We start from the raw sequence: 14,077 nt of genomic DNA on the forward strand, positions 1-14,077 counted from the left end.
TCGGGCTGGTAGAGCCCACCGACGACCAGTTGCAGGCGCACCTGGCCTACAACCAGGAAGCCGGTGGGCGCTCCGGTTGATGCCCGCACGCCGAACAGTCCGCCGCGGCGATCCCGGAACCTAGAGACAGGTGATGACGGCAGCGAGCATGCCGATGCCCACGGGTGCCATGAGGGCAGCCACCGCGAGCGCGGTGCGGATCGCAAGATCGCGGCCGTGCGGGGTCCGCGCCTGAAGTCGCTGCAGCCGAATGCCCACCTCTCCCCCGGCCATCGACAGGGCGGACGGCGGGTGCGGCGCGCCGGCGAAGCTTAGAAGCGCACCTCGCACGGCTGCCTGGCCGCACTCACGTACCGCCGCAGCGTCCGCCCGCAGCTCGACGAGCAAGCGGACTGCCGCGGGCGCTTCCCGGGTCAGCGGCAGCCAGGGAACTGCCGACGCGAGCCCTTCCACGGCGGACACCAGCAGGTGGTGACGCTCACGCAGGTGGGCCCGCTCGTGGCTCATCACCGCGGCGAGCTGATCCGCTGGCAGGTCACGGGTGCAGGTGGCGAGCACGGTCATCCCGCCGGCGCCGCCGAGGCTGTAGGCCAGCGGGGTCGAGTGAGGGATCCACAGCACCGCTGCCTCGCCAGGCCCGGCCGGCGCACCGGTAAGAGTCAGCAGATCGGCGTGAGCACGCCGCGCGCGGTAAGCGGTTCGTGCGCGACGGGCGACCGACGCGACGAACTTCGTGAGTGCCGCGACGATGATCAGAGCGCCGGACGCCCCGAGGACTTCGTCCAGGGCGGGCGGGCGGCTGGGCTGCGCCCAGTGCCAGCAGAGCCGGGCGAGATCGTGCAGCGCCCAATCGTGGGCGGTGCCGGGGGCGAGCAACGCGGCGACGGCTAGGGCGAAGGTGACCACCACGGCGGTGAGCAACCCGAGCCAGCCGAGCAGTACCGCGACGGGGTCAGCAACGTGTCGGAAGCAGAACCGCAGCGCTATCGGACCCCACCAGGCAGCGATCACGACGCCCGCGACCAGTGCCAGCGCGACGCTCACTCGCCGGGCTCCCGTTCGTGGAGGACCTGCTTGAGGATGTGCAGTTCCCGCTTCGAGGCTGATCTGGCGAAATGCAGGAGCACCAGATCGGGGTCCGTACTGGTCTCAAGTACCTGGCGCAACGTGCGGGCGGTGATCTCCTCACGGGTGCCGGCAGGGCGGTAGCGGTAGGCCTTGCCGTCCTTTTCGCGGGCGGCCCAGCCTTTGCGGTGCAGGTTGTCCAGCACGGTGAGAACGGTCGTGTAGGCCAGCGCACGGTCGGTGGCAAGCCCGTCGAGGACGTCTCTGACCAGCAGGGGTTGGTCGGCCTGCCACAGGACGTCCATGACTGCCGCTTCGAGTCTGCCCAGCTCTGCCACGTGCGCTCCCTTCGTGCCCGCAAGGGTACGCGCGGCGATGCGCCAGGCCAGCAGGACGTGCCGAGGCATCGGCGGCCGCTGGCGGACACACTGGCCCGATACCTCAGGAGCGCACCGCCACGCCTGAGCAACCTCGACGGTGGTCCATATTGACGGAGGGCGAAAAACTTGCGTTCTGCAAGGTTCATCCGCGGCCGGAGCAGGCGTATGAACTGATGCGGGTCAATGCCGTACCCACCCCCAACGGCACTCCCAGAGGAGCTGGAATGCACAAGAAACTGCTGGCCGCCGCCGGCGCCGCCGCCCTCGCCCTGCTGGCCTTCCCGTCGCCCGCCCAGGCCAACCACAGCTGGGGCGGTTACCACTGGGCCCGCACCGCCAACCCGTTCAGCCTGAAGCTGGGTGACAACGTCAGCTCTCAGTGGGACTCCGCCCTGTCCGGTGCCTCCGCCGACTGGAGCAAGTCCACCGTCCTCGACACCACCGTCGTGGCCGGGTCGACCAATCCGAAGAACTGCAGGGGCGTTAGCGGGCGGGTCGAGGTCTGCAACTCCACCTACGGCAACAACGGCTGGCTCGGCATCGCCTCGATCTCGATCACCGGTGGCACCCACATCACCCAGGGCACCGTGAAGCTGAACGACACCTACTTCAACACCGCCCAGTACAACACGCCGGCGTGGCGCAACCTCGTCACCTGCCAGGAGGTCGGCCACACCTTCGGGCTTGACCACCAGGACGAGAACTTCAACAACGCCAACCTCGGCACCTGCATGGACTACACGAACGACCCGAGCACCAACCAGCACCCCAACCAGCACGACTACGACCAGCTGGTGAGCATCTACTCCCACGTCGACTCGACCAGCACGGTCGGCTCCTCCCCGGCCGCCGCGTCGGTCGGCAACTCCCCCGAGTCCTGGGGTGCGCTGGTCAGCGGCTCGCGCGCCGATCGGCACTCCACCTACGTCCGGCACTTCGCCGACGGCACCATGGTCGTCACCCACGTGATCTGGGCGTGATCGTCGCGACTGCGGTGGAGGGGTCCGTCGCAGAGGTGCCGTGACACGCAGCGGCCCCTCGCCATACTGGCGAGGGGCCGCTGCGCTGATGGCCGGCCGGGCTCGACGCAGACGTTGAGCCCGGCCGGAGACGCCGCTTACAGGCGGTCGAGGATCTTCTGCAGGGTCTGCACCTCCGCGGCCTGATCCGAGGCGATCTTGGCGGCGAGCGCCTTGGCCTCGGGGTTGCTGCCGTTGGCCTGCTCGGTCTTGGCCATCTCGATCGCGCCGTTGTGATGGGCGATCATCATCTCGGCGAACTTCTTGTCGAAGTCGGTGCCCTTGGCGGCGGCGAGGCTCGTCATCTCCTGCTCGGACATCATGCCGGGCATGTCCGAGTTCATGCCCGGCATGTCATGACCGGGTGAGGCCGACATCCCGGGCATGTTGTGCCCGGGGGCAGAGCTCATGCCGGGCATGCTGTGGTTGCCGGGGAGCTCCGTGGGCTTCCCCCACGCCGTCAGCCAGCCCTTCATGGTGGTGATTTCCGGGTCCTGGGCCGCCTTGATCTTGGCGGCGAGGTCCTTCAGCTCGGGGTCGCTCGCCCGGGTCGGGGCCAGGTCGGCCATCTCGACCGCCTGCTGGTGGTGCGGGATCATCATCTGGGCGAACATCACGTCCGCGTCGTTGAAGGTGGCGTTGGCCGAGGACGAGGTGCTCGTCGACGGGTTGCTGTTGCCGTGCTCCATGCCAGCGGTGTCGTCATTGCCGCCGCAGGCGGCGGTGACGAGCAGAGCGGACAGGGCGGCGCCCGCGAGGGCGCTGCGGCGCAGGATGGTTCGCTTCATCAGGTACGTAGTCCTTGTCGGATGAGTTTGCGGTGAACAGGATCGTGGGATCCGGGCAGCCGGATTCGGGCGCTTCCTATGTCCGCATGACCGACACAGCGGTCAGATGTAGCCCGATGGAACGGCGGGGCGGGGCTCGACGCCTCCCCGTCGCCCATGATCGTGAACCGGTCGGCACGTAGCGATCCCATCGGCGCTGCCGCAGCAGCGACAGGGAGCTGAGGACCAGGACGCCGCCCAGCACAGCCAGGCACACGGTGAACGCGTGAAGGCCGTCGCTGTGGCCGTGCGAGCCATGATGGCCGTGGCCGTGCGCTGCAGCCGGCAGATGTTCGATCTTCTGGGCGGCGGGCGTCATATGGCCGGCGCCGGGGGCTGGGAGGTCGGATGGGTGGCCGAAGGTGTGCATGCCGAACACGCCGAACGTCAGGGCGACGAGCAGCATCAGCCGCGAAAGCGTCTGCCTCCGCAGCCTCGGCTCCTTGAGCATCGGACCTTTCATCCCATACCTAGACTAGTTGGCCGCGAATGCGGTCGAGAGTGGTCAGGTTCATGCGCGCCGGATCAGGGGGTCAGGTTCGGGATGTCGACCCACGTGAACGGCGGCCATGGCAGATTGCGAAGGACCGTGCTGTAGAGCACGAAGGCGAGGCCGTAGGCCAAGTAGAGGCGCGGCGACAACCGTAGCGCGGGGAGCTCCCGCCCGAGCCAGGCGATGCCAGCCCAGCGGACGCCCGCGTAGAGGAGGAAGGGAACGGCTACGAGGGCGGCCAGATGGTGGCGCGCCGCGTCGACGAGATCGCCGTGCAGTAGGTAGTAGAACATGCGCGTTCCGCCGCAAGTCGGTCCGTTGATCCCGGTGAGCGCATGCCACAGGCATGGGCCAGTGGGATCGGCGACTCGGTCGGTCGGGTTGAAGCGAAGAACGAAAGCCGCCGCCGCGCCAATGGCGCCCGCCACCACCAGGGTCCCCGCACGCTGTGCCGTGCGATGCGGATCCGCTTCCACCTGTCGCATCCCACCCCCTCGTGGCCAACAGCACGCGTGCCGAGACGGGCAGGCGACACCTTTCCCGACACGCGTCTACTAATCCCGCATAGTAGATGGCATACCATGGGCGGCTGCCGAGGGGACCACGCACAAGGAGATCAGGATGCCGGGCAGGTCTGCCACCAGGAAGATCTGGGCGATCGGGCTGGTCGCCGCTCTGGTTCTGACCGCGGCCGTCCTGCTCGGTAGCCGTTGGCGCGATCGTGCGGCAAGCGACCACCATGCCGCCACGACGACAGCGGTGACCCACGTCCACGGGTTGGCGGTCAACCCGGCCGACGGACAGCTCTACGTCGCAACCCACCACGGCGTCGTGCGTATGTCCGACAAGCAGGCCTCACTGGTCGGCGAAGCGCGCCAGGACACCATGGGTTTCGCTGTCGTCGGCCCGGACCACTTCCTCGCCTCCGGCCATCCCGCGCCGGGACAGCCCGGGCCCGCTCACCTCGGCCTCATCGAGAGCCGGGACGCCGGCGAGAGCTGGCAGCCTCTTTCATTGGCCGGGCGGGCCGACTTCCACGTTCTTCGCACCAGCGGCGCGATCACGTACGGCGTGGACTCCACCTCGGGGACGCTGATGGCCAGCAGCGACCGGACCACCTGGGACAGCCGCTCCCGAATCGACGCGTACGACCTCGCCATTGACCCGAAGCGGGCGGACACCGTCCTGGCGACCACCGAACGCGGCGTGCAGCGCTCGACCGACGGCGGCCGCACCTGGCAACCGTCCGGCGGTCCGCCGGCGATTCTCCTGCATTGGCAGGACGCCGAGCGCCTCTATGCCCTCGGGGTGGACGGCCGGATCCTCCTGTCGTCCGACGGTGGAGGCACTTGGTCGCCCACCGGCGGAACCGCGCCCGAGGCCCCTGTTGCGTTCACCGTGCACGGGGATCGCCTCTTCGTCGCGACACGATCGGGTGACGTGCGGAGCAGCAGCGACTCAGGCACCAACTGGCAGACGTTGGAGACCTCCCTGTCGTAACGGCGGCACCCCTCCCCCACCGCCCATAAGCTGAGTGCCGGACGAACACTCACACCACCCCCGTGCTTACGGAGGTGACCTGTGACTGGTCGCGAGCATGCCGCGCCTGGCCGGCAGCCACCCGAGACGGCCATGGTGCTGACCGCCCGGGGCCTACGCAAGTCCTACCGTCGAGGACTGGTCCGGCGGCGTCAGCCGGTGCTGCGCGGGGTCGACCTGGACCTGCTTCCAGGCCAGGTAGTCGGGGTGATCGGCGAGAACGGGTCGGGCAAGAGCACTCTGATGAAGATCCTCGTGGGCGCGCTGCGCGGGGACGCGGGGACGGTCACACACCGCGGGCGGATCGGCTACTGCCCCCAGAGCCCGCAGGTGTATCCGCGGCTGACCTGCGATGAGCACTTCGACCTCTTCGGCCACGCCTACGGCATGGCCGAAGACGAGGCCGAGCAGTCGCGGCAGTCGCTGTACGACGAACTGGGCTTCGGCCGGTACGCCCGCACCCGGGCCGAGCGCCTCTCCGGCGGGACGCTCGCCAAGCTGAACCTGGCGCTGGCCCTGCTGCCGGATCCCGAGTTGATGCTGCTCGACGAGCCGTACGCGAGCTTTGACTGGGACACGTATCAGAAGTTCTGGGAGCTGGTTGGGGAGCGACGGCGTGCCGGCCGTGCGGCGCTGGTCATCAGCCACTTCGTGGTGGACGAGGAGCGGTTCGACCGGATCGTGGCCATCACCGACGGCCGAGCGGCGCCACGGTGAGCGTCCCGGCGTTCGTGCGGCGTTTCCTCGCCGACTACGCCCGCAACCGGGTCAACCTGTTGCTGCTCGTCGTCGTACCCGTGGTGTTCGTGGCGGTGGTGGCGGGGACGTTGGCCGACGCCGCCCGGATTCTCGGTGGCCGTGGTGGCGCGGCGGTTGAGGATGCCACAGCCGCATGGTCGGCGGCGTTTCTCGCCGGGATCGGCATGTACTTCCAGAGTGCCGCGACCCGCGACACCGACCAGCGGGTGGTGCTCGCCGGGCTGCGGCCGGCGCGTATGGTCGCGGCCCGGCTCCTCACCGGGTTGACGCTGGCGGTGCTGGTCAGCGCGATCGCGCTGCTCACACTCGGGCTGCGGACCGGCGTCGACCGACCGGGGCACGTGGTCGTCGGGACGCTCATGGCGGCCGTTGTCTATATCGGGATCGGGGCGGCGGTAGGAACGCTGGTGGGCAACCCGGTCAACGGCACGGTGGTGGTGCTGTTGATCTGGATCCTGGACGTCTTCCTCGGCCCGGCGATGGGCGCTCAGGAGCGGGTCGGCACGCGGATCCTGCCGCTGCACTTCGTCACCTCGTGGATGGTGAATCTCCCGTCGGGGCATGGCGGACGGCTCGGCGACTTCGGGTGGGGCCTGGTGTGGACGGTGACGGCTATGGCCGTCGCGTGGGTCCTTGCGGTGTGGCGCACGCGGCGCGGTGGGAAGGTCCGCCGACAGCATCGGCCGGGCGGGTGGTGGGCTCAGTTGGCGGGCGCCGCCCGGGCGGGGCGGCGGGACGGGTACCGCAATCCGGCGCTGTGGGCTCTCTACGTCGCGATCCCGGTGATCTTCATCCTGTTGGCCGACGCGATCACCCCGGACCAGCCGATCTCCGTGACGGTGCGCGAGCATGGCCGGCGGCTGGCGCAGATGTATCCGATGCCGGAGGTGCACGGGGCGACGATGGCGCCGATCGCGGTTGCCTCGCTGGCGGCGTTGGCCGGCCTGTTCACCGTGCTGGACAGCCGTGCCGGCGATCGCCGGGCGGCGCTGGCCGGGTTGCGTCCGGCGGCGTTGCTGGCCGGTCGGCTCGGGGTGCTCGCCGCCGCGGCGTTGCTGGCCACGGTGGTGTCGCTGGCCACTACGGCGTCGATCTTCGACGCGGTCCGCTGGCCGGTGTATGCGGGTGGGAACGTTCTTGTGGCTCTCACGTACGCCCTGGTCGGTGCCCTGATCGCCCCGGTCTTCGGACGGGTCGGTGGCGTCTTCGTGGCGTTTCTGCTGCCATTTCTCGACCTCGGCATCAGTCAGAGCCCGATGCTGCGCGCGCAGCCGCCGACGTGGGCGAAGGCGCTGCCCGGTTACGGCGGCGTCCGAGTGTTGATCGACGGCGCGTTGACGCGGGGGTTCGACGAACTCGGCGCTCTGCTCGTGGCTCTGGGGTGGCTGGTGGCGCTGTTCCTGGCCGTCACGGTGGTCTACCGCTGGTCGGTGGCGCCGCCGGGCGGCGCTCGGGCGATGTCGCCGGAGCCCGAGGGGGCCGGCCCGTAGGCGTCTGCGCCCGGATGGACATCGCCAGTTCGTCCGCCGGGAGCCGGTATCGGCGGCCTTGGCCCGGCCGGCTGCGTGCCGGCCGGGCCAAGGTTTCACCTGCTCAGTTGCGTCCGGGAGTGAGGCGTACCCGCCGGAGCAGTTGGGCGTTGAGTGCCACCACGATGGTGGAGGCGGACATCAGGACGGCGCCGACCGCCGGGCTGAGGGCGATGCCCGCCCAGGCCAGGGCGCCGGCGGCGGCCGGGATCGCCACCACGTTGTAGCCGGCCGCCCATGCCAGGTTCTGCACCATCTTCCGGTACGACGCTCGGGACAGCCGGATCACGCCGGTGACTCCGCGTGGGTCGGAGGAGGCCAGGACCACGCCGGCGGACTCGATCGCCACATCGGTGCCGGCCCCGATCGCGATGCCGACGTCGGCGCGGGCCAGCGCGGGCGCGTCGTTCACTCCGTCGCCGACCATCGCGACCGTCAGGCCCCGCGCCTGCAACTCGGCCACCGCCTGGTCCTTGTCCGCGGGCAGTACCTCGGCGAAGACCTCGTCCACGCCTGGCCGGAAGCCGAGGTCGGCGGCGACCGCCTCGGCGACGGGCCGGGCGTCGCCGGTGATCATCACGATCTTCTTGACGCCCTGTTCGCGCAGCTCGGCGATGGCCTGCCGGGCTTCCGGCCGGACCTCGTCCTCGAGCGCGAACGCGCCGATCGGCTCGGGTCGGCCGTCGGCCGGGAGTCGCAGGAGGTGCAGGACGGCGGCACCTCGGGCCGACCACCGGCCGCTGGCGGCCTCGAGGTCGGCGGGCACGGTGGCGTCGAGTTCCCGCAGCAGGGCGGGGCCGCCGACCGCGTACGCCGTGCCGTCGACGACGGCCTGGACGCCACGGCCGGTCAGCGAGCGGAAGTCACGGGCCTTCGCGGTCAGGTCATGGTCGCGGGCTGCCTTGACCAGTGCCCGGGCGAGTGGGTGCTCGCTGTCTGCCTCGACGGCGCCGGCGATGCGCAGCACCTCGTCATCGGTGCGGCCGGCGGTGGCGGCGGTGGCGGTGACCGTGTGGGCGCCCTTGGTCAGGGTGCCGGTCTTGTCGAACAGCACCGCGTCCACGCCCCGCATGCGCTCGAGCGCCATGCGGTCCTTGACCAGGAGGCCCGCCTTGGCCGACACCGCGGTCGAGAGTGCGATCACCAGCGGGATGGCCAGCCCGAGGGCGTGCGGGCACGCGATCACCAGGACGGTCACGGTGCGGACCACGGCTTCGTTGACGTCGCCGAGTGCCCACCAGGTGCCGAAGGTGATCAGTGCTGCGGCGGTGGCCAGGTAGAACAGCCAGGCGGCGAAGCGGTCGGCGAGGACCTGGGCGCGGCCTGCGGATGCCTGCGCTTGGGCGACGAGGCGGCCGATGCCGGCCAGTGCGGTGTCCTCGCCGATGGCGTCGACGCGTACTCGTAGGGCGGAGTCGGTGGCCACGGTGCCGGCGACCACCCGGTCCCCGACGGCGCGCGGCACCGGTCGGGACTCCCCGGTGATCATCGACTCGTCCAGTTCGGCGGCGCCGTCGACGATCCGGCCGTCGGCGGGGACCCGGCCGCCGGAGCGGACCAGCACGATGTCGCCGACTCGCAGGTCGGCCACCGGCACCGGGTGCGCGGCGCCGGATTCGTCGAGGCGTTCGGCGTCGTCGGGCAGCAGCGCGGCGAGTGCCGCCAGGGCCCCCTGGGCCTGCCCGATCGCCTTCATCTCCTGCCAGTGGCCCAGCAGCATGATGGTGACCAGGGCGGCCAGTTCCCACCAGAAGTCGAGGCTGAACGTGCCGAGGCTGGTGGCCAGCGAGGCTGCGTAGGCGACGGTGATCGCCATGGAGATGAGCAGCATCATGCCGGGCGCCCGATCGCGGATCTCGCGGAGACCGCCGACGAGGAACGGCCAGCCGCCGTAGGCGAACACCAGGGATCCGAGGATGGGGCCGACCCAGGTCATGCCGGGGAAGTCGAGGGTGTAGCCGAACCAGTCCATGACCATGTGGCTGGTGGCGACGATCGGCACGGTCAGCGCCAGGCTCAGCCAGAACTTGCGCCGGAACTGCTCGGGGTCGTGGCCGGCGTGCTTGTCGTGCCCGCCGCCGTGGCCGGCGTGACCCCCGTGATGGTCGTGGTGTTGGCCGTGTTCTATGGCGTGGGGTGCCGCGGGGTGTTTCTCGTGTGGCTGCGCGGTCTGTGGGCCGTGACCCTGCGAGTGGTCGTGCGCGGTCGCAACGGCGTGGCCGGTGTGGTGCTGTGTCATCGGTCTACCTCCGCCATCAACATATACCCCTAGGGGGTATCGGGCAAGCGTGGATTCGCCCCTTCATAAAGGCACCTGCTACGGCTACCCCGCAGGGGTAGGACGTTCGGCCCAGGGAGCAGGGTCGAAGGGCGCTGGTGCCAGAGCGACGACCGGGAGGAATGTCGGGGGTGACGAGAAAGGAGACCGGTGATGAGACGGCATCTCCCGCTCTATGCGATCGCGCTGGCGATCCTCATCGTGGGCGCGCTGGCTCTCGGCGTTCCGGCACGGTCGGTGGGATTCGGGCTACTCGCCCTCGCCTGCCCGCTGATGATGCTGTTCATGCACGGCGGCCACGGTGGTCACGGCAGTCACTCCGGTCACGACGAGCAGCCACCCTCGGGCGGGCCGACCTCGGCGGCGAGGTGATCCGGTAGCCGTGGCGGGTATGCCGGCGAGCCCTGCATTGAACGTCGCCGGCGCGGTCCAAGGAAGGATACGGAACCCATGCATGGCAACGGTTGGGTCTGGCCCATGGGCTTCATGATGATCGGCGGGCTCATCCTGGCGGTGATCATCGTCGCGGCGGTGTGGCTCGCGGTGGCCAACACCCGGCGGCCCGCTGACCGCAACGATTCGGCCAGGCGCGTTCTGGCCGAGCGATACGCCCGCGGCGAGTTGGATGCAGAGGAGTACCACCGCAGGTTGGACGGGTTGCGCTAGCCCAGCGCTCCCCCACCTGGCCAGGACCGTCCTGTCGTCAGCTGACAGCGAGCGGTCCCTTGGCGGGCAGTGTGACGGTGAACGTCGCGCCCTTGCCGGGGCCTTCGCTGGCGGCGGTGATCCGGCCGCCGTGCTGGATGACGATCGCGCGGGCGACGGCCAGGCCGATCCCCGATCCACCGTGGTCGCGGTCCCTGGCGGTGTCGGCCCGATAGAAGCGCTCGAAGATGTGTGGCAGGTGCCGTGCGTCGATACCGCCGCCCGTGTCCGCGATGCTGACGTGCACACCGTCGTTGTCCCGGGTCGCGCGCACACTCACGCGGCCGGCGGGCGGGGTGTGGCGTAAGGCGTTGTCGAGGAGGTTGCCCAGTACCTGGCCCATCCGTTCCGCGTCGGCGTCGATCAGTCCGGCATCCGGTGCGACCTGCTCGTGCAGCGTGACGCCTCTGGTGGCGTACCGGGGTCGGGCGGCGGCGACAGCGGCGCTGACGAGTTCGCTGGCCGGCACCGGCCGGCGGTGGAGGTCGAGTTGGTGCTCCTCGGCGCGGGACACCGCGACGACGTCCTCGGCCAGGCGCCGCAGCCGGTTCGTCTGCGCCCGCAGCACTGCCCAGGTGTCCTCGCCCTCGACCGTGATCCCGTCCTCGGCGGCGTCCACGTATGCCTCGATGGTGGCCAGCGGAGTTCGCAGCTCATGGCCGAGGTCGGCCAGGAGCCGCCGGCGGGTCGTCTCCGCGTCGGCGAGTCGGGCGGCCATGGTGTTGAAGGCGGCGGCGACGGTGTCGAACTCGGATCCGAGGCCCGGAGGGTTCACCCGTGCCGCGTAGTCGCCCCGGCTGACGTCCGCGGCGGCAGCGGACAACTGGGTGACCGGTTGCGCGAGGCGGCGGGCCAGGTAGGCGCTGACGGCGAGGGCGGCCAGCAGCGACGCGGCGATCGCGACGGCCAGGGCGAGCGCGCTGGCCGAGGCGTACGCCTCCTCGACGTGATGGGCGGTGCCCGGGTCCACCGGACCAACGACCCGCCGCAGATGGCTGTGGAATATCGCCGGGCCGACTGCGGCGGCTACCAACCCGAGAGTCGCGGCGCCGACGAGCACGACGACGATTTGGGCGGCGAGCAGTCGCCCCGGCAGGCCTAGCTGGCGCCTCATCCCCGCCCCATCCGGTAGCCGATGCCGCGCACGGTGCGGATGAATCGGGGGGCGGCGGGGTCGTCGCCGAGCTTGCGGCGCAGATGGCCGATGTGCACGTCGACGAGGTGCTCGTCACCGACCCAGTCGGCGCCCCACACCGCCTCGATGAGCTGGCGGCGGCGAAGCGCGACGTCCGGCTGGGCGGACAACGCGGCCAGCAGGTCGAATTCGGTGCGGGTCAGCTCCACGGGGCGGCCGTCGACCCACGCCTCACGGCCAGCGGGGTCGATACGCAGGGCACCGATGGTGCGTTCGTGCTGTTCCGGGGACGGCGCCGGCGCGGCGCGAGGGCGGCGCAGCATGGCGCGGATCCGGGCTACAAGCTCCCGCGGACTGAAGGGCTTGGTCAGGTAGTCGTCCGCGCCGACGCCGAGGCCGACAAGCTTGTCGACCTCCTCGCTGCGGGCGGTGAGCATGACGACGTAGCAGTCGGTGAACGTCCGGATCTGCCGGCAGACCTCGATGCCATCCAAACCGGGCAGGGCGAGGTCCAGCACCACGACGTCGGGCCGGTCGCGCCGGACGGCGTCGACCGCCGCCCGTCCGTCGAAGACGCAGCTGACCTCGTGCCCGTCGCGTTCCAGATAGCTGGCGACGACCTTGGCGAGGCTGCGCTCGTCGTCGACCACCAGTACACGTACGCCCATGGGATCCATCCTGCCCCGGGCGTCGGGGTGGTTACGCCGGGTGGCACGGGCAGCGGTCATGAAGATTCGCTGAAGAAGGCGGCTGGAGGTGGTGACCGGCCGGCGGCGACGGTCAGGCTGCAGGCAGGGTTCCTCGTAGGTGAAGGAGCAGGCCATGTCCCCCACCCTCACGCGCCGGCGACTGTTGGCGGGCATCGCTGGGACGGTCGGTCTCGCGGGTGCGGCGGGTGTCGCCGCCTGGACGGGCGGGTTGTTCGACCCGCGGCTCGTGGCGCCGGGCAGCGACCTGGTGGCGCGGACGGAGGCGGCCCGGCGGCGGGCCAGCGGCCGCATCGTGTCGGTGGCGTTGAACCCCCGACCGGTCACCCTCGACCTCGGTGGCAGGCAGGTGCAGACCTGGGGATATCAGGAGTCCGCGCCCGGGCCGTTGCTCCGCGCTCGGGCTGGAGATGTGCTCCGGGTCGAGGTGACCAACGGGCTCACCGCCGAGACGAGCGTGCACTGGCACGGGGTCGCGCTGCGCAACGACATGGATGGCGTTCCCGGCGTGACCCAACCGGCGATCGCGGCAGGCGCGAGGCACACCTACGAGTTCACCGTCCCGGACCCGGGCACCTACTTCTACCACCCGCACTCCGGCGTGCAGCTCGACCGTGCGCTATACGGAGTGCTCGTCGTCGACGACCCGCACGAGGCCGGGCGGTACGACCAGGAGTGGATCGTGGTGCTGGATGACTGGGTCGACGGCACCGGCCGCACGCCCGACGATGTGTTGGCGTCGCTGCAGTCGATGGGCGGCCACGGGGACATGGCCGGCATGGACCATGGCGGCATGAGTGGCATGTCGATGGGCGGCATGGAAACCATGGTCTCCCCGCTGCTCGGCGGTGCCGGTGACGTCGACTACCCGCACTATCTGATCAACGGCAGGGCCGGGGCCGCCCCCGTGACGTTCACCGGTCGGCCGCGCCAGCGGGTGCGGATCCGCCTCGTCAACGCCGCTTCCGACACCGCGTTCCGGGTCGCCCTCGGCAGCCACCGCCTCACCGTCACCCACACCGACGGATTCCCCGTCGCCGCCACCGCGTGCGACGCCCTGGTGCTCGGCATGGGTGAACGGGCGGACGTCACCGTGGACCTGGGCGACGGCGTCTTTCCCCTGGTCGCGGTCGCGGAGGGCAAGGGCGGCCAGGGCCTGGCCCTGGTCCGCACCGGCGCCGGAAGCACACCGAGCGCCGCGGTCCGTCCCCCGGAGTTGGACCGTCGGGTGCTGCTCACCGGTGGGCTGAGGGCTGCTGATGCCGTTCGGCTGGAGCGCCGCCGGGCCGATCGTGTGCACCGGCTGGTGTTGGGTGGCTCGATGATGCCCTACCGGTGGACGGTCAACGGCGCCACCTTCGGCAAGATCGATCCGTTGGTGGTCGGCCAGGGCGAGCGGGTCCGGTTGGAGTTCGTCAACCAGACGACGATGTTCCACCCCATGCACGTGCACGGGCACACGTTCGCGGTTGCCGACACCGGCGTGCGGAAGGACACGGTGATCGTGGTGCCGAAGCAGACGGTGGCGGTGGAGTTCGACGCGACAAACCCGGGTCAGTGGATGGCCCACTGCCACAACATCTACCACGCCGAAACCGGCATGATGATCAACCTGGCGTATCAGGAGTAGGCGCGGTTCTC

The 14,077-nt window shown here is 70.4% G+C and carries 15 protein-coding genes; 7 read left to right on the forward strand and 8 right to left on the reverse strand.

Features of this window, described 5'->3' with window-relative positions; genetic code table 11:
- Nucleotides 1-120 precede the first annotated feature (120 nt).
- On the reverse strand, nucleotides 121-1,044 hold the full coding sequence (locus GA0070603_RS10655) for a M56 family metallopeptidase (RefSeq protein ID WP_091311052.1): 924 nt from the start codon (nucleotides 1,042-1,044) through the stop codon (nucleotides 121-123).
- Nucleotides 1,041-1,403, reverse strand: a complete 363-nt coding sequence (locus GA0070603_RS10660; protein ID WP_091321785.1) for a BlaI/MecI/CopY family transcriptional regulator — start codon at nucleotides 1,401-1,403, stop codon at nucleotides 1,041-1,043. The genes GA0070603_RS10655 and GA0070603_RS10660 overlap by 4 nt, the downstream gene beginning before the upstream one ends.
- A gap of 266 nt (nucleotides 1,404-1,669) precedes the next feature.
- Here GA0070603_RS10660 and GA0070603_RS10665 point away from each other — a divergent pair, with 266 nt between their 5' ends.
- Nucleotides 1,670-2,425: a hypothetical protein gene (locus GA0070603_RS10665; protein WP_091311055.1), complete on the forward strand. Its 756-nt coding sequence runs from the start codon at nucleotides 1,670-1,672 to the stop codon at nucleotides 2,423-2,425.
- Between the two features lie 137 nt (nucleotides 2,426-2,562).
- Here the strand turns inward: GA0070603_RS10665 and GA0070603_RS10670 are convergent, their stop codons facing one another.
- From GA0070603_RS10670 to GA0070603_RS10680, 3 genes are all read right to left on the reverse strand, one after another.
- A complete protein-coding gene (locus GA0070603_RS10670; protein WP_091311057.1) occupies nucleotides 2,563-3,252 on the reverse strand; it encodes a DUF305 domain-containing protein in 690 nt (229 codons plus the stop codon).
- Nucleotides 3,253-3,328: 76 nt separating this feature from the next.
- Entirely contained in the window at nucleotides 3,329-3,742 is a 414-nt protein-coding gene (locus GA0070603_RS10675) for a DUF6153 family protein (RefSeq protein WP_091311062.1), read from the reverse strand.
- 74 nt (nucleotides 3,743-3,816) lie between these two features.
- Nucleotides 3,817-4,269 carry a DUF2752 domain-containing protein gene (locus tag GA0070603_RS10680; protein ID WP_091311065.1) on the reverse strand — a complete coding sequence of 151 codons (453 nt, stop codon included), beginning with the start codon at nucleotides 4,267-4,269 and terminating at the stop codon, nucleotides 3,817-3,819.
- Between the two features lie 136 nt (nucleotides 4,270-4,405).
- Between GA0070603_RS10680 and GA0070603_RS10685 the strand changes: the two genes are divergently transcribed.
- The 3 genes from GA0070603_RS10685 to GA0070603_RS10695 all read left to right on the forward strand — a co-directional run bounded on the left by GA0070603_RS10685 (nucleotide 4,406) and on the right by GA0070603_RS10695 (nucleotide 7,572).
- Entirely contained in the window at nucleotides 4,406-5,284 is an 879-nt protein-coding gene (locus tag GA0070603_RS10685; protein ID WP_091311069.1) for a F510_1955 family glycosylhydrolase, read from the forward strand.
- Between the two features lie 81 nt (nucleotides 5,285-5,365).
- A complete protein-coding gene (locus GA0070603_RS10690) occupies nucleotides 5,366-6,040 on the forward strand; it encodes an ATP-binding cassette domain-containing protein (RefSeq protein WP_244282484.1) in 675 nt (224 codons plus the stop codon).
- On the forward strand, nucleotides 6,037-7,572 hold the full coding sequence (locus tag GA0070603_RS10695; protein WP_091311076.1) for an ABC transporter permease: 1,536 nt from the start codon (nucleotides 6,037-6,039) through the stop codon (nucleotides 7,570-7,572). Before GA0070603_RS10690 ends, GA0070603_RS10695 begins: the two co-directional genes overlap by 4 nt.
- A 103-nt stretch (nucleotides 7,573-7,675) precedes the next feature.
- On the opposite strand, the gene GA0070603_RS10700 is transcribed toward GA0070603_RS10695, so the two are convergent.
- A complete protein-coding gene (locus tag GA0070603_RS10700; protein WP_091321787.1) occupies nucleotides 7,676-9,739 on the reverse strand; it encodes a heavy metal translocating P-type ATPase in 2,064 nt (687 codons plus the stop codon).
- 303 nt (nucleotides 9,740-10,042) lie between these two features.
- Here GA0070603_RS10700 and GA0070603_RS10705 point away from each other — a divergent pair, with 303 nt between their 5' ends.
- The gene (locus GA0070603_RS10705; RefSeq protein ID WP_091311080.1) at nucleotides 10,043-10,261 is read left to right on the forward strand and encodes a DUF2933 domain-containing protein; all 219 of its coding nucleotides are present in this window, start codon (nucleotides 10,043-10,045) and stop codon (nucleotides 10,259-10,261) included.
- Nucleotides 10,262-10,366: 105 nt separating this feature from the next.
- Nucleotides 10,367-10,555 (forward strand): SHOCT domain-containing protein, encoded by a 189-nt coding sequence (locus tag GA0070603_RS10710; protein ID WP_208862857.1) that lies wholly within the window; start codon nucleotides 10,367-10,369, stop codon nucleotides 10,553-10,555.
- 37 nt (nucleotides 10,556-10,592) lie between these two features.
- Here GA0070603_RS10710 and GA0070603_RS10715 read toward each other — a convergent pair whose 3' ends face one another.
- Together GA0070603_RS10715 and GA0070603_RS10720 are read right to left on the reverse strand one after the other, a co-directional pair.
- Nucleotides 10,593-11,564 (reverse strand): HAMP domain-containing sensor histidine kinase, encoded by a 972-nt coding sequence (locus GA0070603_RS10715; RefSeq protein ID WP_244282485.1) that lies wholly within the window; start codon nucleotides 11,562-11,564, stop codon nucleotides 10,593-10,595.
- A 140-nt stretch (nucleotides 11,565-11,704) separates the two neighbouring features.
- Nucleotides 11,705-12,397, reverse strand: coding sequence for a response regulator (locus GA0070603_RS10720; protein WP_091311090.1), 693 nt, complete (start codon nucleotides 12,395-12,397; stop codon nucleotides 11,705-11,707).
- Nucleotides 12,398-12,551: 154 nt separating this feature from the next.
- On the opposite strand from GA0070603_RS10720, the gene GA0070603_RS10725 reads away from it, so the two are divergent.
- Nucleotides 12,552-14,066 carry a multicopper oxidase family protein gene (locus GA0070603_RS10725; protein WP_091311094.1) on the forward strand — a complete coding sequence of 505 codons (1,515 nt, stop codon included), beginning with the start codon at nucleotides 12,552-12,554 and terminating at the stop codon, nucleotides 14,064-14,066.
- Nucleotides 14,067-14,077 lie beyond the last annotated feature (11 nt).

The sequence above is a fragment of the Micromonospora chersina genome (genome assembly GCF_900091475.1).
Lineage (GTDB): Bacteria > Actinomycetota > Actinomycetes > Mycobacteriales > Micromonosporaceae > Micromonospora > Micromonospora chersina.